Source organism: Bradyrhizobium sp. Kon56 (genome assembly GCF_055807635.1).
In genome coordinates this window covers 1-17,912 of the sequence record NZ_JBVVOU010000014.1, presented here as the reverse complement: position 1 = coordinate 17,912, position 17,912 = coordinate 1, and the positions used below count along the sequence as shown (strand labels likewise).

At 64.7% G+C, this 17,912-nt stretch carries 18 protein-coding genes and 1 pseudogene; 9 read left to right on the top strand and 10 right to left on the bottom strand.

The annotated features are described in order from the left end of the window. Window positions 1-7 precede the first annotated feature (7 nt). The 5 genes from AC0L3B_RS21950 (at window position 8) to AC0L3B_RS21930 (ending at window position 5,140) form a co-directional block, all read left to right on the top strand. On the top strand, window positions 8-1,345 hold the full coding sequence (locus tag AC0L3B_RS21950; protein WP_085357890.1) for a copper oxidase: 1,338 nt from the start codon (window positions 8-10) through the stop codon (window positions 1,343-1,345). Between the two features lie 35 nt (window positions 1,346-1,380). Next, complete coding sequence (locus AC0L3B_RS21945; RefSeq protein ID WP_473381027.1) at window positions 1,381-1,836, top strand: cupredoxin domain-containing protein; 456 nt, start codon at window positions 1,381-1,383, stop codon at window positions 1,834-1,836. Window positions 1,837-1,852: 16 nt separating this feature from the next. Continuing rightward, window positions 1,853-2,155, top strand: a complete 303-nt coding sequence (locus AC0L3B_RS21940; protein WP_377827918.1) for a copper-binding protein — start codon at window positions 1,853-1,855, stop codon at window positions 2,153-2,155. Between the two features lie 348 nt (window positions 2,156-2,503). Beyond that, window positions 2,504-4,645, top strand: coding sequence for a flagellar biosynthesis protein FlhA (gene flhA, locus AC0L3B_RS21935; RefSeq protein ID WP_085383680.1), 2,142 nt, complete (start codon window positions 2,504-2,506; stop codon window positions 4,643-4,645). A gap of 294 nt (window positions 4,646-4,939) precedes the next feature. After that, window positions 4,940-5,140, top strand: coding sequence for a hypothetical protein (locus tag AC0L3B_RS21930; RefSeq protein ID WP_018455714.1), 201 nt, complete (start codon window positions 4,940-4,942; stop codon window positions 5,138-5,140). Window positions 5,141-5,439: 299 nt separating this feature from the next. Here AC0L3B_RS21930 and AC0L3B_RS21925 read toward each other — a convergent pair whose 3' ends face one another. The 6 genes from AC0L3B_RS21925 to fliI form a co-directional block, all read right to left on the bottom strand. After that, a complete protein-coding gene (locus AC0L3B_RS21925) occupies window positions 5,440-6,660 on the bottom strand; it encodes an NAD(P)/FAD-dependent oxidoreductase (RefSeq protein ID WP_473381026.1) in 1,221 nt (406 codons plus the stop codon). A 142-nt stretch (window positions 6,661-6,802) separates the two neighbouring features. Continuing rightward, window positions 6,803-7,762, bottom strand: coding sequence for a helix-turn-helix transcriptional regulator (locus AC0L3B_RS21920; protein WP_473381025.1), 960 nt, complete (start codon window positions 7,760-7,762; stop codon window positions 6,803-6,805). Between the two features lie 350 nt (window positions 7,763-8,112). Further along, a complete protein-coding gene (locus AC0L3B_RS21915; protein ID WP_085350319.1) occupies window positions 8,113-9,168 on the bottom strand; it encodes an anti-sigma factor in 1,056 nt (351 codons plus the stop codon). Between the two features lie 51 nt (window positions 9,169-9,219). Beyond that, a complete protein-coding gene (locus tag AC0L3B_RS21910) occupies window positions 9,220-9,765 on the bottom strand; it encodes a sigma-70 family RNA polymerase sigma factor (protein ID WP_018455718.1) in 546 nt (181 codons plus the stop codon). Between the two features lie 178 nt (window positions 9,766-9,943). Further along, the gene (gene fliJ / locus AC0L3B_RS21905; protein WP_007606301.1) at window positions 9,944-10,363 is read right to left on the bottom strand and encodes a flagellar export protein FliJ; all 420 of its coding nucleotides are present in this window, start codon (window positions 10,361-10,363) and stop codon (window positions 9,944-9,946) included. Window positions 10,364-10,484: 121 nt separating this feature from the next. Next, window positions 10,485-11,810 carry a flagellar protein export ATPase FliI gene (gene fliI / locus AC0L3B_RS21900; RefSeq protein ID WP_473381024.1) on the bottom strand — a complete coding sequence of 442 codons (1,326 nt, stop codon included), beginning with the start codon at window positions 11,808-11,810 and terminating at the stop codon, window positions 10,485-10,487. 415 nt (window positions 11,811-12,225) lie between these two features. Here fliI and ctrA point away from each other — a divergent pair, with 415 nt between their 5' ends. The 4 genes from ctrA to AC0L3B_RS21880 all read left to right on the top strand — a co-directional run bounded on the left by ctrA (window position 12,226) and on the right by AC0L3B_RS21880 (window position 15,054). After that, the gene (gene ctrA / locus AC0L3B_RS21895; protein WP_007600544.1) at window positions 12,226-12,927 is read left to right on the top strand and encodes a response regulator transcription factor CtrA; all 702 of its coding nucleotides are present in this window, start codon (window positions 12,226-12,228) and stop codon (window positions 12,925-12,927) included. Window positions 12,928-13,097: 170 nt separating this feature from the next. After that, window positions 13,098-13,502 (top strand): DUF350 domain-containing protein, encoded by a 405-nt coding sequence (locus AC0L3B_RS21890; protein ID WP_018455720.1) that lies wholly within the window; start codon window positions 13,098-13,100, stop codon window positions 13,500-13,502. Between the two features lies 1 nt (window position 13,503). Then, window positions 13,504-13,890, top strand: a complete 387-nt coding sequence (locus tag AC0L3B_RS21885) for a hypothetical protein (protein WP_018455721.1) — start codon at window positions 13,504-13,506, stop codon at window positions 13,888-13,890. 12 nt (window positions 13,891-13,902) lie between these two features. Then, the gene (locus tag AC0L3B_RS21880; protein WP_473381084.1) at window positions 13,903-15,054 is read left to right on the top strand and encodes a glutathionylspermidine synthase family protein; all 1,152 of its coding nucleotides are present in this window, start codon (window positions 13,903-13,905) and stop codon (window positions 15,052-15,054) included. 173 nt (window positions 15,055-15,227) lie between these two features. Here the strand turns inward: AC0L3B_RS21880 and AC0L3B_RS21875 are convergent, their stop codons facing one another. The 4 genes and pseudogenes from AC0L3B_RS21875 to AC0L3B_RS21860 form a co-directional block, all read right to left on the bottom strand. Then, a complete protein-coding gene (locus AC0L3B_RS21875) occupies window positions 15,228-16,100 on the bottom strand; it encodes a CheR family methyltransferase (protein WP_473381023.1) in 873 nt (290 codons plus the stop codon). Continuing rightward, entirely contained in the window at window positions 16,097-17,299 is a 1,203-nt protein-coding gene (locus AC0L3B_RS21870; protein ID WP_085350315.1) for a protein-glutamate methylesterase/protein-glutamine glutaminase, read from the bottom strand. Before AC0L3B_RS21870 ends, AC0L3B_RS21875 begins: the two co-directional genes overlap by 4 nt. Window positions 17,300-17,374: 75 nt before the next feature. Further along, window positions 17,375-17,740 carry a response regulator gene (locus tag AC0L3B_RS21865; protein ID WP_007600538.1) on the bottom strand — a complete coding sequence of 122 codons (366 nt, stop codon included), beginning with the start codon at window positions 17,738-17,740 and terminating at the stop codon, window positions 17,375-17,377. 71 nt (window positions 17,741-17,811) lie between these two features. Continuing rightward, a pseudogene (locus tag AC0L3B_RS21860) lies at window positions 17,812-17,912 on the bottom strand (chemotaxis protein CheW); the annotation flags it as partial.

Sequence of the window (17,912 nt, the reverse complement as noted above, 5' to 3'; positions counted from 1 at the left end):
GGCCAACATGTTTTCCCGCCGAGGATTTTTGGGTAGCGCCGCGCTCGCCGGCGCATCCGTCGTCAGCGGCCGCGCCCAGGCCGCCTCGATTCCGGAAGCCCCGCACATGGACAAGGTCGTGATGCAGCCGCCGCTGCACCCCGTCAGCGGGCCGGACTATCGACCCGTCGTCACGCTGAACGGCTGGTCGCTGCCGTTCCGGATGAACGGCGACTGGAAGGAATTCCATCTCGTTGCCGAGCCCGTGGTGCGCGAATTCGCCGAGGGCATGAAGGTGAATTTGTGGGGCTATAACGGCCAGTCACCGGGCCCGACGATCGAGGCCGTCGAGGGCGACAAGGTCCGCATCTTCGTGACCAACAGGCTGCCCGAATACACCACCGTGCACTGGCACGGCATGATCATTCCCAGCGGCATGGACGGTGTCGGCGGACTTACCCAGCCGCACATCCAGCCGGGAAAAACCTTCGTCTACGAGTTCGAGATGAGGAAGAGCGGGACCTTCATGTACCATCCGCATTCGGACGAGATGGTGCAGATGGCGATGGGCATGATGGGCATGGTCGTCGTGCATCCGCGCGACCCGAGCTTTCGGGCCGTGGACCGCGACTTCGTCTTCGTCATGAGCACCTATCGCGTCGATCCCGGCACTTATCTGCCGAAGGTCAACGAGATGACCGACTTCAACATGTGGACCTGGAATGCGCGGGTGTTTCCCGGCATCGATCCGCTGCCGGTCAGGCTCGGCGACAAGGTGCGCGTGCGCATCGGCAATCTCAGCATGACCAACCATCCGATCCATTTGCACGGCCACAGCTTTGCGGTGACCTGCACCGACGGCGGCTGGATTCCGGAGAGCGCGCAATATCCGGAGACGACGACGGACGTACCGGTCGGCGCTGTCAGGGTGTTCGACGTGCTCGCCGACAACCCCGGCGACTGGGCGTTCCACTGCCACAAGTCGCATCACACCATGAATGCGATGGGACACGACATGCGCAACATGATCGGGGTGTCGCGCAAGGATCTCGCCAAAGCCGTCGGCAAGCTCGCGCCTGACGGCATGGCGATGGGCTCGACCGGCATGGCGATGGGCAACATGGAGATGCCCGCGCCCGACAACACGCTGCCGATGATGACCGGCACCGGTCAGTTCGGCCCGATCGAAATGGGCGGCATGTTCACGGTGATGAAGATCCGCGAGGGCCTCGCGCGCGACGATTACCGCGATCCCGGCCCCTACCAATTCCCGCAGGGCACCGTCGCCTACGAGGTCACGCCGCCGGCCCCGGAGCCCGTGCGGCAACAACCAGGCGGACCGCCGATGAAGAACATGAAGATGTGAGCGTTTCGATGAACCACCACCAACTGGAGCTACCAATGAAGCCGACGATCAAGCTCGGTCTCGCGCTGGCCGCGCTTTCCACCGCGCCGGCCTTTGCCCACGACCAGCACGGGCACGGCACCTTTTCGGCCGGCGAGCCCGGCGATTCCAAAAAGCCCGCGCGCACCATCGAGATCCTGCTGAACGAGATGGACTACGCACCCGCCAGGATCGAGGTCAAACGCGGCGAGCAGATCCGCTTCGTGCTGCGCAACGTCGGCAAGGAGGACCATGAATTCCTGCTCGCCACCACAAAGGAGAATCTCGCGCATGCGGTGGAGATGAAGAAGCACCCGCACATGGAGCATGACGATCCCAACGGGGTCAGGCTCGCGCCGAGCAAGACAGCCGAGATCCTCTGGAAGTTCAGCAAGGCCGGCACGTTCGAATTTTCCTGCCTGATTCCCGACCACCGCGACTATGGCATGGTCGGCCACGTCACCGTGAAGTAACGCAAGGGAGGCTCCCATGAACCGCATCATCCGTATCGCCGCCGCGCTGGCGCTGGCCGTCGGGCTTGCCACAGGTGCCCGGGCAGCCCAGGGCGCCGCGATCAGCGGCGAGGTCAAGAAGATCGACGAGGGCGCCGGCAAGATCACGCTCAAGCACGGGCCCGCGAAAAACCTCGGCATGGATGAACCCATGACCATGGTCTACCGCGTCAAGGACCCGGCCGTGCTCAAGCAGGTGAAGGTCGGCGACAAGGTGACTTTCGAAGCCGAGGAGGCGGCTTCGGGGTACATGGTGACCCGGATGGAGAAGGCGAAGTAGGGCTGCTTGCTCCGTCCGCCGATTTCGGCTCCAGACGCTTCCACAACGTCATGGCCGGGCTTGTCCCGGCCATCCACGCCTTCGGCGGGACAAGCCCGGGCATGACGGCTGCTTGCCTGCCAGACGGCCGAAATACCCCGGTCAGCCCCCATGCCGCACCCTTTATTAACCCTTTGCTAACCATACACCCGGCAAGAATTGCCCAGTGGAGTCGAGTGTCGTCAGCCGCGTAGAACGGGAGTTCCCGTGGACGCCAGTGCGGTGCCTCACTTTCGGAACGGCGGCCCCTCGGCCGCCGCGCAGACATTTGGGGCGCGCGGACGGCAGTCGCGCGGAGGGGCAGCTACCATGGTCGACGTCACCGCAGGACAGGGCGTAGGCAGCACGAACGCCGGTTTCCCGACCCTTGCCGAAGTCGGCAACATCCTCAAGCGCGGCGATATCGCGCTCGCGCTCGGCGTTCTCACCATCCTGGTGGTGCTGATCCTTCCGCTGCCTGCGATCGTGCTGGACCTGTTCCTGGCGATTTCGATCACACTCTCGATCCTGATCCTGATGACGTCGCTGTTCATCCAGGCGCCGCTGGAATTCTCCGCTTTTCCGACCGTTCTGCTGATCTCGACCATGCTGCGGCTGTCGCTCAACATGGCCTCGACCCGCCTGATCCTGTCGCACGGGCACGAGGGCACGGATGCCGCCGGTCACGTCATCGAAGCCTTCGGCAGCTTCGTGATGGGCGGCAATTTCGTCATCGGCATCATCGTCTTCGCCATCCTGATCATCGTCAACTTCGTCGTCATCACCAAGGGTTCGGGCCGTATCGCCGAAGTCGCGGCACGCTTCCACCTCGACGCCATGCCCGGCAAGCAGATGGCGATCGACGCCGACCTCTCCGCCGGCCTGATCGACGAGACGGTCGCCAAGCAGCGGCGCAAGGATTTGGAGGACGAGAGCGGCTTCTTCGGCGCCATGGACGGTGCCTCCAAATTCGTCCGCGGCGATGCCATCGCCGGCCTCCTGATCGTCTTCATCAACGTCGTCGGCGGCATGATCATCGGCGTGGCGCAGCAGGGTCTGTCCTTTGCCGATGCCGGCCGCAGCTACACGCTGCTGACCGTCGGTGACGGCCTCGTCACCCAGGTGCCGGCGCTGATCGTTTCGACCGCGGCCGGCCTGCTCGTCTCCAAGGCCGGCGTGTCCGGCGCCGCCGACAAGGCGTTGATGAAGCAGTTCTCCGGATATCCGCAGGCGCTCGCGATGTCCGCGGCGGTCATGCTGGTGCTGGCGGCCCTGCCGGGCATCCCGACCCTTCCCTTCCTGGCGCTCGGCTCCGGCGCCGGTGCGCTCGCCTGGCACGCCCGCAACCGCAACCGGGCGACTGCCAGGGCTGAGGAAGTCGCGAAGACCGCACCTGCGCCGGGAACGCCGGGCGCAGCCGGCTCCGCTGCGGCGGAGGAGCCGATCTCCGCGGCGTTGAAGATCGACGATCTCAAGATCGAGCTCGGCTATGCCCTGCTGCCGCTGGTCAATGGCCCCGACGGCACCGACCGCCTCACCGAGCAGATCAAGGCGCTGCGCCGCTCGCTCGCGATCGAGATGGGTTTTGTGATGCCCGCCGTGCGCATCCTCGACAACGTCCAGCTCGAAGCCAACACCTACATCATCAAGATCAAGGAGGTCGACGCCGGCACCGGCAAGATCTGGCCGAACCAGTTCATGGTCATGGACCCCGGCGGCAGCCAGGTGCAGGTGCCCGGCATCCACACCACCGAGCCGACCTTCGGCCTGCCCGCGACCTGGGTCGATGCCAGCCTCAAGGAGGAGGCCTCGCTCAAGGGCTATACCGTCGTCGACGCCGCGACCGTGCTCTCGACCCACCTCACCGAGCTGCTCAAGGCCAACATGTCGGACCTGCTCTCCTATGGCGAGGTGCAGAAGCTGCTCAAGGAGCTGCCGAAGGAGCAGGGCGAGCTGGTCAAGGACATCGTGCCCGGACAGGTCACCGTCTCCGGCATCCAGCGCGTGCTGCAGCTGCTGCTCGCCGAGCGCATCTCGATCCGCGACCTCTCGACCATCCTCGAAGGCATCGCCGACTCGCTCGCCTTCTCGCGCAATCCGGCCACCATGGTCGAGCACGTCCGCGCCCGCCTGGCGCGGCAGATCTGTGCGCAGAACACCTCTTACAGCGGCTACCTGCCGCTGATCGCGCTGTCGGCCCGTTGGGAACAAGCCTTCGCCGAATCCATTATCGGCCAGGGCGAGGAGCGCAGCCTCGCGATGCAGCCCTCGAAGCTGTCGGAGTTCATGACCGGCGTGCGCGACGCCTTCGAGCGCGCGGCGCGTGAAGGCGAGGCCCCGGTGCTGGTCACCTCTGCGGCAATTCGTCCCTTCGTGCGGTCCCTGGTCGAGCGGTTCCGGGCCCAGACGACCGTGCTGTCGCAGGCTGAAATCCACCCCAGGGCGAGGTTGAAAACGGTCGGAAGCATCTGATTTGCCTTAAGAAGCCGTGTGTTTTTTGGCCACAGGCAAATGGTTTTTCAGGTTTTGGCGCCTTGCCGATCGACGGCGGGCAAGGCGCTTGGCAGACACATTACAGCTTTGAAATAATTGCTAAATTGCACGATCAAGGGTCGTTTCTGATCGCGGCTTCTCACGTACTGTCACGCCCTTGTGATCGCCTCTTGGGAACGAATCCCCCCAATACTAGGTTGTTGGGCACCGGAAGCATGAACCTGCCCAAGCACGCAGGCGACTACTTCGGGTAGATGGCGGCAGGAGCCTTCCATGAACCACTCGATTTACAGCGCAGATCGCTCGACCCACCTCAAGATCGTGGTTGTCGCGCTCGTTGCCGGCATCACGGTGGCGGGTCTCGGGATCACCGCGCGTACGAGTTCAGATGAAGGCCTGACCCAGACCGCTCGCGTCATGAAGGCGGGCAAGCCGATCGCTATCACCAGCTCGAACGTTTCCCTCGTTCGCTAAGGAGATTTGAGTTTCAGGAATTCACGCGGCTCTTTATCAGCCCCCCAAAGTCGCCACGTGGATATGTAGACGACCCCAACCCCAAGTCGACTACAGAAAGCGCCCGCCCCCCACGGGCGCTTTCTCATGTTTGGGGTATGTCGTCACCGTGAGCGCACGCGCGTGCAGCTGCGTCATTGCGAGGAGCTCTTGCGACGAAGCAATCCAGAATCCCTCCGCAGAGACATTCTGGATTGCTTCGTTACGCTCGCAATGACGATGGAAAACGTACCGCCGTCATCCCGCAACAGGCACGGATACTACCGCGCCCCATACGTCGGCGGCGGCGCCTGCACGGTTGGGACTGCCGTAGCGAATAGCTCGTCCTTGCTGCCCGACAACGGCGGATAGATGCGCTTGCGGTTGATCGTCTGCTTGGTTGCCTTCGCGGCCGCGCCGGTGGCGCGGACTTCGCGGTCCCACCCTTCCGTATAGAGTGCGCCCCAGCCGCCGAGATCGAGCACGGTCACGTACCAGTCTATCCGCAGCGACAGCATCGGCAGGCCCGCGAGATCGGCGACCACATTGTGGCCGGCGAAGCGGCCCATCGGACGCGCGAACTGGCAGGACATCACGGTCGGATGCAAGCCGTCGACCACGCTCGAGGCGACGTCGCCGGCCGCGAACACGCCGCCGGCATCCGCAACCCGCATCATGGGATCGACCAGAAGACGCCCGAGGCGATCGCGTGCGTCCGGAAAGCTTGCGGCCAAGGGGCTCGCGCGCATCCCGGCACACCAGATCACCGTCCGCGTCGGAATGAACTCGCCCGAGCTCAGACGCAGTCCGGCGGCCTCGACGGAGACGACGCGCACGCCGAGCCGCGTCTCGACGTCTAGCGAGGCCAACGCCGTCGCGATGACGGGACGCGCATGCGCGCCGATCGTGGCGCCCACCACCGGATTGGGATCGACCAGGATGATGCGGCGGCTGCCGGTAATGCCGGCGCGCGCCAGCCTGTCGGGCATCTCGGCCGCGACCTCGATACCGGTGAAGCCGGCGCCGACCACGACGATCGTCGAGCGCCCCGGCGAAGGCGCGCTGCGTCCGAGCGAATTGAGATGATCCTCGAGGCGGAGCGCTGCTGCATAAGTGTCGACATCGAAAGCATGCTCGGCAAGGCCGGGAATGTCGGGACGCATCACTTCGCTGCCGAGCGCCAGCACCAGCCGGTCATAAGCCAGCGTCTCGTCGCCGCCATCCGTCACCAGCGAAATCTCGCGCCGTACCGGATCGATGGCTTCGACCTCGCCGATCCCGTGACTGACGCCGATCGGATCGAGCAGCTGCGGCAGCGGAAGCGCGACCTCGCTGAGGTCGGCCTCGTAATTGCGGACGCGGATGTTGTGATAGGGATTGCGATCGATGACACGAATCTCGATGTCACCGCCGGCCGCGCCGATCTCCTCGCGCTTGCGTGCGGCACCGATGGCCGCCCACAGACCTGCAAACCCGGCGCCGAGCACGACGATACGCGCCATGTCCGTTGACTGCATTTCCCAAGAGAGCGACGACGAAGCGACGAACGATCAGGCGGTCTGACCGCGCAGACAAATATAGCTCATCCTGCCGGATGGACCAACTGCGGTGATACCGGCGCGCCGCACAAATTCTCGGCGCGGCTCAGGCCTCGCGCAGTTCCGACGGCGTCGCGGCAAAGCGCTTGCGGAAGGCGCGGTTGAAATAGGACAGATCGGAGAAGCCTGACGAATGCGCGATGTCGCTGATCTTGCGGGTCCTGGCGCGGGGATCACTGAGCAGCTTGCGCGCCTGCAGCAGGCGCTGTTCCAGCACGAACTCGGTGAAGGTCGTTCCGGCCTGCTCGAACAGACGCTGTGCCTGGCGCGGGCTCAAGCCGGAGCGCGTGGCAATCTCGGACAGGCAGAGATCGTTGCGGCCAAGCGCAGCCATCACGTCGGCGCGCATGAGATCGAGACGGGCCGCCGCATGACCTCGCCCGCGCGCGAGACTTGCATGTTCGGCGTCGGTGCCGAGCAGGAGGCCGACGAGATCGACCATGTGCTGCGCGGTGAGGCGCTGGCCGACGGCGTCGAGATGCGGCGCATGATGGGCGGCAAGGGAGTGGTAGCGCAAGATCGTCTCGGCGAGCGCGCCGTCCGAGAGCAGTTGCGACAGCTTGTCCTCGGCGCGCGGATTGATCTCGAGCAGCGCGCGGCGCGGCATGCGGATGGTGGTGAAGCGATCTTCCTCGGTGTGGCCGATGGTGCCGGTGATGCCCATGTCGACGAGCACCATTTGCGCGGGCGCAAGCTCCACGGCATGGCCGTTCTGCCCGACGCGGACGAGGCCCGCATGCGCGGCGATCAGGACGAGATCGTCGCTGCCGTCGGCAAGATGGCTCTGGGTGCGTGAATATTGCGCGGAGGCGCCTTCGGGAATGGCGAGCGCGATATTGTCGACCACGCTGACCTGGAGCCGGCAATCGATGCTATCGCCTCGGCTCGGCCCGATATCGAGGCCGCAGGCCCCGAAAGTCCGCTCGCGCCAATGCTCGAAGGCCGGGCCGTGTGGCAGCCCCGCATATTGGTGAATGAAGATGCCCGACGTTTTCGCTGCATCCATCTGATTTCTCGCCCCTCTCCGGCACCATGATTGGGGGGCGCCGACTGCAAATCCGGGCATTTGACGCCGCGAAGCGCGGAGAGGTTCAAATCGAGGGCGGATTCGGCGGAATTTGTCGGAAGACGACGGCGGGACGGACCGTGGCGACAGAACCGATCAGGCATTGCCACCACGATGTTGAAGCGTCCAATGCCCCCGGTGTCGTCCTGGACAAGCGAACAGAGCGAGCGCCGATCCAGGACCCATTACCCCGAGATTGAGTGGTTGCTCACCCGTGTTGCCAGCGCTCACTCTTGCAACAAGCTCTTGGGGCAATGGGTCCTGGCTTTCGCCAGGACGACAATGGAAACCTACTTCTTCGCGGGCGCCTGCGGCTGTGACGGCGGCACGGTTTCGATCAGCTTGCCGGAAAACACCGGCGCCGAGGTCGGCTGGCCGTTGGGCGAACCGCCCGCCTGCTCGAGCGTGACGGCGTAGGTCGCGCCGTTGACGACGTCGGCATCGTACGAGCCGAGCACCGGTCGTGCGGTGAAATCGCCGGCGCCGATCACGCCGAGCGAACGCGGACGCGGCAGCTTGTCGGAGATCAGCCAGAGCTCGAAACTCTTGCCGGGCTCCGGTGTCGCGCCCACTTTACGCACCGTAAAGTTCTTGGTCGCGCCGTCGATGGTGAGGATGAAGGCGGGACCTCCGCCCTGGCCCTGCAACAGGGCGACATATTGCGACGACGCCGGGAGCGGCGCCGGTGTCTTCACCTCGACGGTCTGGATGCGCGGTGCCGGTCGCAAGCCGCCCGGCAGCGCGTCGGGCAGGAAGATCTGAAGCGACAGCGTCACGAGCAGCGCGGCCGCGAGCGCGCCGACGGCGGATGCGATGGTGCGCCAGCGCTTCACGCGGCCCTCGAGCCGGATCACGTTGCTGTTGTCGGCAACCGGCGGCGGTGGCGCACGCGCGACCTCCGGGTCCGGCGCGTGGACCTGCGGCATGAATATCGGCACGACGTCGGGAATCGCATCGGTCTCAAGTCGCGCCGCGGCAGGCTGCTCCGCTTCAGGAGGCTGCGGCGCCGGCGGCATATTCTCCGACGGCACCTGCGGAGGCACGGTCTCGGGCGAGGAATATTCCGGCACAGGTGGCGGCGGCGCTGCGTCCGGCAGTGCTGGCGGATCCTGCGCAAAGCCCGTCCGCGCGAGCTCGGACCTGATGTTCTCCCACACGATCGGACGCGGCTCGATCGAGCCGACCATCTGGTTGAGGACGCCGAGCCGGAATGCCCACGCCTGCACGACATCGGCGAACGCCTTGTCCACCGCCATCATTGTCTCGACCTGCGCGCGCTCGCCGGCGTCGAGCGTGCCGAGCGCATATTCCGCGGCGAGCGCGATATGGTCCTCCGTATAGGCCATCACTTGCGGTCCAGACCCACCCTCACCGTATGAGCTCCCGTAGCCCGAATCTCATAGCCCGAGACATTCGCGAATATCCATCATGCTGCGCCGAAGCCACGTCTTCACCGTGTTGACGGGCGCCGCGAATTTCTCCGCCAATTGCTCGCGGCTCCAGCCGTTGTAATAGGCGAGAAGCACGAGCCTCTGACGGTCCGGCTCGAGCCGGCCGATACATTCCAGCAGCCGCTTCAATTCCTCGGTCATCTCCCTCCGCGCCAGCGGATCGGGGCTGTCGCTTGCGACTTCCATCGCCTGGGGCTCTTCCTCGATGGAGACTTCCGTCTTCTTGCGCACGATGTCGATGGCGCGGTTGCGCGCGATCGACGCCATCCATGTGATCGGCGACGCGAGAGCGGGATTGAACTGGCCGGCGCTGTTCCAGATCTTGACGTAGGTCTCCTGAATGACCTCCTCTGCGAGATCCTGTCGGCGCAAGATACGGAGCACGACGCCATAGAGTTTCGCGCGCGTGGCGACGTAGAGGCGCTCGAACGCGGCCTGATCGCCCTGCGCCATCGCCCCAATCAGCCCGACCAGCTCTGCTGGCGTCAGCATTCAGCCCCCCAATGCGCGGCCCGTCGCATTCCGCGCAGGCGCTGGCACTCCGCCACCATAGCGCGCGACAAAGCCGACCACCAAGGGGGCGCGGCGCCACACTGTGGACAGGGCATGCGAAAACCCGGACCTTGGGGTCCGGGTTCTGCAAATTCTCGCAGGTCTGGCGGCTAGCGTCTCAGGCGACGGCGCCCATGCGGGCACGCATCAGGCCGATGCTGTCGAGATCGGCCTGCTCGCGGGCGTTTTCCTCGGCGCGTTCGCGGGCCTGATCGCGCTCGTCAAGGAGCTCGACCTTCTTCAGCTCCTCGAAGGCTTCGGCCAGCGCAGCCTTGGCTTCGTCGAGCTGGCCCTTCAGCTCGTCGGCCGAGCGGGTCAGGTTCTCGCGACGCTGGATGGCAGCCTTGGCGTAGGTCGGATAGGCGAAGTGCGAGGGATCGTTGATCCCGGCGCGCTCCTGCTCGGTCGAGATCTCGCGTTCAAGATCGGTCGACATCCGCTGGAAGTCGGCGATCATGGTCTCGATCTGGGTGACCCGGCGGCGCTTCTCGTCGACCTGAAATTTCTTCAGGCGGATGAGTGTATCACGTGACTTCATCGACTCGTACTCCCCAGAAGTCCCTTGGCTGCACGTGGGACAACACCGGTCTCCCCACAGGCCCGACGGGGGCCAAGACCGGCTCTACTACTCTGTGGGATGGGATGATGACGGGACAAAGTTAGCGTTCCGTTTCCAAATCACCAAGGATTTGCGCCAACTGGCGGTAGCCGTCCGCCAGCGATGCATTTTCATCCTTGCGCTGGCGCAGGAAGGCCTCCAGCGGCTCGTGCAGGCGGATCGCCTCGTCGACCTCGGGGCTGGAGCCGGCGCGGTAGGCGCCCAGACGGATCAATTCTTCCATGTCGGCATAGGTCGCCATCACCGCCCGCGCCTTCTGGATGGTCGGCCAGAACTGCGGGTCGGCCGATTTCGGCATGGTGCGGGAGATGGATTTGAGGATGTTGATGGCGGGGTAGCGGCCGCGCTCGGCGATCGAGCGCTGCATCACGATGTGTCCGTCGAGGATGCCGCGGACGGCATCCGCAATCGGCTCGTTATGGTCATCGCCATCGACCAGCACCGTGAAGATCGCGGTGATGGCGCCCTCCCCGAGGCCCGGACCGGCGCGCTCCAGAAGCTTCGGCAGCTCGGTGAACACGGTCGGCGTGTAGCCCTTGGCGGTCGGCGGCTCGCCAGCGGACAGGCCGATCTCGCGCTGGGCCATGGCAAAGCGCGTCACCGAATCCATCAGGCAGAGGACGTCCTGCTCCTCGTCGCGAAGATACTCGGCGACCGCAAGCGTCAGATAGGCGGCCTGGCGGCGCATCAGCGCCGGCTCGTCGGAGGTCGCGACCACGACCACGGAACGGGCCAGGCCCTCCTCGCCAAGGTCGTCCTGCAAGAATTCCTGCACCTCGCGGCCGCGTTCGCCGATCAGCCCGATGACGCTGACGGCGGCATCGACGTTGCGCGCAAGCATCGACAGCAGCACCGACTTGCCGACGCCGGAGCCTGCGAAGATGCCCATGCGCTGGCCGCGGCAACAGGTCAGAAAGGTGTTCATCGCGCGCACGCCGAGATCGAGCGGCGCGCCGACGCGCTTGCGCGAGTGCGCCGGCGGCGGCGAATTGCGGTACGGCATCGGCGCCGGGCCCTGCGGCAGCGGCCCCTTGCCGTCGATCGGCTCCCCCAGCGCATTGACGACGCGGCCGAGCCAGGCCGCGCAAGGCCGCACCTGATTTGCGGCATTGGCGATGACGGCCTTGCAGCCGCGCTGTACGCCGTCCAGACCGGCGAACGGCATCACGACGGCGTTGTTGCCGGAGAAGCCGATCACCTCGCAGGGGATGGAACGGTTGCCGCCGGTCTCGATCACGAGCCGCGCGCCGACCGACATCGCATGGATCGGACCGGCGACCTCGACCATCAGGCCGCGCACGCCGACCACACGGCCATAAATATTGATGCCGTCAATGTCGCCGATCTGTTCGGCAAGAGCCTTCACAAGAGGGCCTTCATGAGGTGATCGCCTTCATAATCCGGGGTTTCGTGGCGAGAACCTTAAGTTTCGCCATATTTCTGAACGGCGCTTAACTTCGTGTTTACCCGCATCGTTAATCATTGCGTCACTGTCTTTGTGACTGAGCGTGGCTCCCCTTCAGAAGAAGGCTGAGTCGCGGGAGTCGGTTAGGCCCGTCTCTTAAAGTGGAACTTGAACGCAACCGGATAACGAAAGCTGCTTCGCACACAAGACCTTAGGGCGATTCGACGAAAATTGCATCTACAGGGCTTGCGTTCCAGAATCAGAATTTGTTAACCATCTGTTGTCAGGATCCGAATCAGTTGTTCAAAGGCGTTTTGTTGTGTGCCGCGAATGCGGCCGACCTGACGCCCAGGAGCGGCGACTATGGGGAACTGGCATGCGCGTTTTGCTGATTGAAGATGACAGCGCCGTCGCGCAGTCGATCGAGCTGATGTTGAAGTCTGAGAGCTTCAACGTCTACACGACCGATTTGGGGGAAGAAGGCGTCGATCTCGGTAAATTATACGATTACGACATTATCCTTCTCGACCTCAACCTGCCCGACATGTCCGGCTACGACGTGCTCAAGCAGCTTCGGGTCTCCAAGATCAAGACACCCATTCTGATCCTCTCCGGCCTCGCCGGCATCGAGGACAAGGTCAAGGGTCTCGGCGTCGGCGCCGACGACTACATGACCAAGCCCTTCCACAAGGACGAGCTGGTTGCCCGCATCCACGCGATCGTGCGCCGCTCCAAGGGCCATGCCCAGTCGGTGATCCAGACCGGCGACCTCGTCGTCAACCTCGACACCAAGACCGTGGAAGTCGGCGGTCAGCGCGTGCATCTGACCGGCAAGGAATACCAGATGCTGGAGCTGCTCTCGCTCCGCAAGGGCACGACCCTCACCAAGGAAATGTTCCTCAACCACCTCTATGGCGGCATGGACGAGCCCGAGCTGAAGATCATCGACGTCTTCATCTGCAAGCTCCGCAAGAAGCTCGCCAATGCCTCCGAAGGCCGCAACTTCATCGAGACCGTGTGGGGCCGCGGCTACGTGCTGCGCGAGCCGCACGAGGTCGAAGAGCGCATCCCCGCCTGATCCTGGGTTTTACCCGCGAGCCCTTCGGGGCTTGCTCCTCCCAGCCTGGACCCCGCCGCAAATGGCGGGGTTTTGTTTTTTGGGGACGCGAACGGGGCCTCATCGTCCTTGCGCCGTTGAACCGCTATCCTTCCCCCGCCGACGAATGGTCGCTGCACGATGGGGGAACGATGATCCTGCAATCACTGGCCGGCCTGCCCGCCTTCCTGGTCTATTTCTGCACCGGGCTGATCGCGATCGTGGCGTACCTGTTCGTCTACACCCGCATCACGACGCATAACGAATTCCAGCTGATCCGCGACAACGATCCGGCTGCGGCGATCGCACTCGGCCTCAGCCTGCTCGGCTTCGTGGCGCCGCTTGTCAGCGCGATCGCGCATTCGGCCAATGTGCTGGACTGCCTGATCTGGGCGATGATCGCGCTGATCGTCCAGATCGTCGTGTTCTTCCTGGTGAGAGTGCCGGTGCCGAACCTGTCGGCGCGGATTGCCGCCGGCGAACTTGCAGCTGCCATCTGGCTCGGGCTGTCCTCGCTCGCCGCAGGCCTGCTCAACGCCGCCTGCATGATCTACTGACATGACCGACAAGCGCTCCAAAAAGGAGTTCGGCAAGCGCCGGCCGGCGGCCGGACCGCCGCCTGCACAACAGCCGGTGAAGCGCTCCGGCCATGTCGCGCTGCTGGTGATGGGCACGATCGCGGTCGGCACCACCGCCTACACACTGATGCCGCGGCAGAATTGCGAGCCCTCCCCTGCCGGCATGGACCCGGCGGTGCAAGCGAGCACCTCGTGCAGCAGCAGCCGCAGCTCCTCCAGCGGCGGCGGCAGTTCGTCGCGATCGAGTTTCTTCAGCAGCGACTCCTCGAGCCATTCCTCGTCCGGAACGTCGTCCGATTCAGGCTCCGGCGGCGTGAGCCGCGGCGGCTTCGGCTCGTTTGGCCATGGCTTCTCCGGCGGCGGCTGACCCATGTAACGCATCGTCTGCCCCGAGCGCGACGACTGGCGGCAGACCGCCGAACAATGCGGCTTCGCCTTCCACACCATCGACGGTGAGCGCTATTGGGACGAGCGCGCCTATTACGCCTTCACGCTCGACGAGATCGAGCGTGGCATCGAGGCGCCGACCGGCGAGATCGACGCGATGTGCCTGGAGCTCGCCGGCCGCGTGATCGGCGACGAGCGCCATCTGCAGCGCTTGAAGATACCGGAGGCGTTCTGGAGCCTGATCGCCGAGAGCTGGGCACGAGACGACCGCAGCCTCTATGGCCGGCTCGATCTGAAATTCGACGGCAAGGGACCGGCAAAGCTGCTCGAATACAACGCGGATACGCCGACCTCAATTTTCGAAGCCGCGGTCTTTCAATGGACCTGGCTCGAACAGGCGATCGAACGGCGCATCATCCCGTCGCGGGCCGACCAGTTCAACTCCATCCACGAACGATTGATCGAAGCCTGGAAGCAGATTGCCGCTAGCCGCCACGTCCATCTCACCGGCACCACGGGCAATGAGGAGGACGCCGGCACGCTCGCTTATCTCGAAGATACCGCGCGCCAGGCGGGACTGACGACCACGCTGCTCGACATCGAGGCGATCGGCTGGCGCAATGATACCGGCGGCTTCGTCGATCTCGGCGACCGCGACATCACGCTCGCCTTCAAGCTCTATCCTTGGGAATGGATGTTCCACGACGCCTTTAGCGCAAAGCTCAAGGATGCACAGACACGCTGGATCGAACCGCCGTGGAAGGCGGTGCTCTCCAACAAGGGCATCCTGCCGCTGCTCTGGGAGATGTTTCCGAACCATCCCAATCTGCTACCGGCGTTCTTCGAGGACGATCCGCGGGCAGCCGAGCTCGGCAGCTCCTATGTGCGCAAGCCGCTGCTGTCGCGCGAAGGGGCCAATGTCACGCTGGTGTCTGGTGGAATGCCGCTCGACGAGCAGGCAGGCCCCTACGGCGCCGAAGGATTCGTGCGGCAGGCGCTCGCGCCGCTGCCGAATTTTTCCGGCTTCTATCCCGTGATCGGAAGCTGGCTGGTGGATCACGAACCCTGCGGCCTGTCGATCCGCGAGGACGAAAGCCCGATCACCGGCAACGGCTCGCGGTTTCTGCCGCATGCGATCTTGTGAGGTGCGCTCTTCATTCCTTCTCCCCTTGTGGGAGAAGGTGGCGCGAAGCGCCGGATGAGGGGTTCTATCCGCGAGTTCAAGTGTCGGTGGGCTCGCGGATAGAACCCCTCACCCGTCTCGCCGCTACGCGGCGAGCCACCCTCTTCCGCAAGGGGAGAGGGGAAGAACGCATCTCACCGCGCCGCTGCTACCTTCAATGACGGCGGCATCAATCCACCCATCGGGCGCCCGGAGCGCGTCGGATTGAGCTGATAGAGGCCACGACGATCGGCGATCGGGCGGAACGCGTCGGTAATTCCGACGACGGATTCGGCGGCGCCCAACAGCAGCGTGCCGTCGGCTTCCAAAACCTTCGCCATGCGCTCGAAGATCACGGCCTTGGTGTCCTGGTCGAAATAGATCAGCACATTGCGGCAGAAGATCACGTCGAACGTGCCGAGATGGGAGAAGTCCTGCAACAGATTGAGCTGGCGGAACTGCACCATCGCGCGAATGTCGGCATTGAGCTGCCAGACTTCGCCCGCTTGCGTGAAGTATTTCATCAGGTGCTGGATCGGCAGGCCGCGCTGCACCTCGAACTGGCTGTAGACGCCGGCCTTGGATTTCTCCAGCACCTCCTGCGACAGATCGGTAGCGACGACCTCGATGCGCCAGCCGGCGAAGGCTGCGCCCATCTCCTTCACGCACATCGCAATCGAATACGGCTCCTGTCCCGTCGACGACGCCGCCGACCAGATGCGCAGCGACTTGCGCGCCGCGCGCGCTCGAAGCAGTCCCGGCAGGATCGTTTCGCGCAAGTGATCGAACGGGATCTTGTCGCGGTAGAAGAAAGTCTCGTTGGTGGTCATCGCTTCGACCACATCGCTCGCAAGCCGTCCGTCGCCATTCCTGATCTTCAGCACGAGATCGGGAATCCCGGCGAGGCTCGCCTTGCGGGCCAGCGGCAGCAGCCGGCTCTCGACCAGATACTGCTTGTCCGGGGAGAGATCGAGGCCGGAGCGCTCTTTCAGGAATTTGCGCAGATAGTCGTAGTCAACCGGCGTCACGAGCGGTCTCCCGCGAACAGGCGATTAACCCGGGCGCCGATCTGGTTGAGCGGCAGGATCGCCGCACAGATGCCGGCATTGGCCGCTGCGCCCGGCATGCCCCAGACCACGCTGGAAGCTTCGTCCTGCGCGATCACGCTGCCGCCGGCGGCGACGATGTCCTTGCCGCCGCGCATGCCGTCCGAGCCCATGCCCGTCAGGATCACGGAGAGGATGGCGCCATGCCAGATGTCGATGGCGGAAGTGAACAGCGGATCGACCGCGGGCTTGCAGAAATTGACGGCGGGACCGTCGTCGAGCGCGATCGCCACGTCGGCGCCGCTACGCACGACGCGCATGTGCTTGCCGCCCGGCGCAAGATAGATGCGGCCCGGCTTCACCGGCTCGCCGTCGACCGCCTCCGCCGCCGGCTTCCGGCTCGTGCGTGCCAGATGCTCAGCGAGAATGGTGGTGAAGGTCGGCGGCATGTGCTGGGTGATCAGCACCGGGACACGGTCGATCACGGGACCGAGCTCGGCGACGAGCGCCATCAGCGCCTGAGGACCGCCGGTCGATGAGCCGATCAGCAGCACCTTCGGGGCCTGGGTCGAAAACGGACGCGTGGACAGCACCGAGGACGACGACGGCGCATGGACGGCCGGAGCGGCCGCGGACGCGGCAGGCCGCGCGACAACCGGCCCACGTGTCGCCGGAGCCGGGCTTGCGGGCGCGAGCGGCGGGCTCGCAACCGCGGCCTTGCGGCGCAGCCGTGCGCCGAGGTGGCGGATTTTCTGGATCAGGTCGTGATGAAAGATGTCCGCAGCCGAAGCCTCGCGCGTCGATTCCGGCTTCGGAATGTAGTCGGCGGCGCCGAGCGACAACGCCTTGAAGCTGATCTCCGCGTTGCGGCGGGTCAGCGTCGAGGCCATGATGATGACGAGATCGCGCTTCTTCGCCAGGAGTTGCGGCAGCGCCGAGATGCCGTCGAGCTCGGGCATTTCGATATCGAGCACGGCAACATCGGGATTGATGCGTTCGATCTGGTTGACCGCCTCGAGCCCGGTGCGCAGCGAGGCCGCGACCTCCATGTCGTGCTCGGCGCCGATCCAGCGCGAGATCAGACCGCGGATGACGACGGAGTCATCGACGACCATCACCCGCAACGGTCCGGCTTCCCGCGACGAGCCCGGGGTCGAATTACCTGCGAACGCAACACTCATTACTCACCAACTCAGACTGAAACGGTCAGTTGAAAACAAACGCCGAAGGAGCCGTTCAGCCTCCAGGGCGGTCGCTCAGATAAGGCCGACTTCCTGGAATTTCGCCGTCACGATGTCCTTGTCGAAGGGCTTCATGATGTACTCGTTGGCGCCAGCGTGCAGCGCGCGCGCGATATGCGCGACGTCGTTCTCGGTGGTGCAGAACACCACCTTGGGCTGGTCGCCGCCGGGCATGCGCCGGAGATGGCCGAGGAACTCATAGCCGTCCATCACCGGCATGTTCCAGTCCAGCAGCACCGCATCGGGCAAGCCGCGCTTGCAGGCCTCCAGCGCCTTCTCACCGTCCTCGGCTTCGAGGATCTGGAAGTCGAGGCCCTCCAGGATCCGGCGCGCAACCTTGCGGATGACGCTGGAATCATCAACGACGAGACAAGTTCGCATGTGAACCTCTGCTTCCCCCCTTTTGCGGGGGCACTTCCAATTGCAGGTACGTCGGCGGATGTGCCGGCGTATCAGGCCGCCATCATATCGGGCGCGAGCTCGAGGACGCGATCGACGTCGAGGACGACCATGAGCTGGCCGTCGAGACGGTGGACACCGCCGGCGAGCTTGG

What these genes read in the sequence shown, in the direction of transcription:
- AC0L3B_RS21950 (WP_085357890.1), top strand. Translation starts at nt 8, where the DNA reads ATGTTTTCCCGCCGAGGATTTTTGGGTAGCGCCGCGCTCGCCGGCGCA.
- AC0L3B_RS21945 (WP_473381027.1), top strand. Translation starts at nt 1,381, where the DNA reads ATGAAGCCGACGATCAAGCTCGGTCTCGCGCTGGCCGCGCTTTCCACC.
- AC0L3B_RS21940 (WP_377827918.1), top strand. Translation starts at nt 1,853, where the DNA reads ATGAACCGCATCATCCGTATCGCCGCCGCGCTGGCGCTGGCCGTCGGG.
- flhA (WP_085383680.1), top strand. Translation starts at nt 2,504, where the DNA reads ATGGTCGACGTCACCGCAGGACAGGGCGTAGGCAGCACGAACGCCGGT.
- AC0L3B_RS21930 (WP_018455714.1), top strand. Translation starts at nt 4,940, where the DNA reads ATGAACCACTCGATTTACAGCGCAGATCGCTCGACCCACCTCAAGATC.
- AC0L3B_RS21925 (WP_473381026.1), bottom strand. Translation starts at nt 6,660, where the DNA reads ATGGCGCGTATCGTCGTGCTCGGCGCCGGGTTTGCAGGTCTGTGGGCG.
- AC0L3B_RS21920 (WP_473381025.1), bottom strand. Translation starts at nt 7,762, where the DNA reads ATGGATGCAGCGAAAACGTCGGGCATCTTCATTCACCAATATGCGGGG.
- AC0L3B_RS21915 (WP_085350319.1), bottom strand. Translation starts at nt 9,168, where the DNA reads ATGGCCTATACGGAGGACCATATCGCGCTCGCCGCGGAATATGCGCTC.
- AC0L3B_RS21910 (WP_018455718.1), bottom strand. Translation starts at nt 9,765, where the DNA reads ATGCTGACGCCAGCAGAGCTGGTCGGGCTGATTGGGGCGATGGCGCAG.
- fliJ (WP_007606301.1), bottom strand. Translation starts at nt 10,363, where the DNA reads ATGAAGTCACGTGATACACTCATCCGCCTGAAGAAATTTCAGGTCGAC.
- ctrA (WP_007600544.1), top strand. Translation starts at nt 12,226, where the DNA reads ATGCGCGTTTTGCTGATTGAAGATGACAGCGCCGTCGCGCAGTCGATC.
- AC0L3B_RS21890 (WP_018455720.1), top strand. Translation starts at nt 13,098, where the DNA reads ATGATCCTGCAATCACTGGCCGGCCTGCCCGCCTTCCTGGTCTATTTC.
- AC0L3B_RS21885 (WP_018455721.1), top strand. Translation starts at nt 13,504, where the DNA reads ATGACCGACAAGCGCTCCAAAAAGGAGTTCGGCAAGCGCCGGCCGGCG.
- AC0L3B_RS21870 (WP_085350315.1), bottom strand. Translation starts at nt 17,299, where the DNA reads ATGAGTGTTGCGTTCGCAGGTAATTCGACCCCGGGCTCGTCGCGGGAA.
- AC0L3B_RS21865 (WP_007600538.1), bottom strand. Translation starts at nt 17,740, where the DNA reads ATGCGAACTTGTCTCGTCGTTGATGATTCCAGCGTCATCCGCAAGGTT.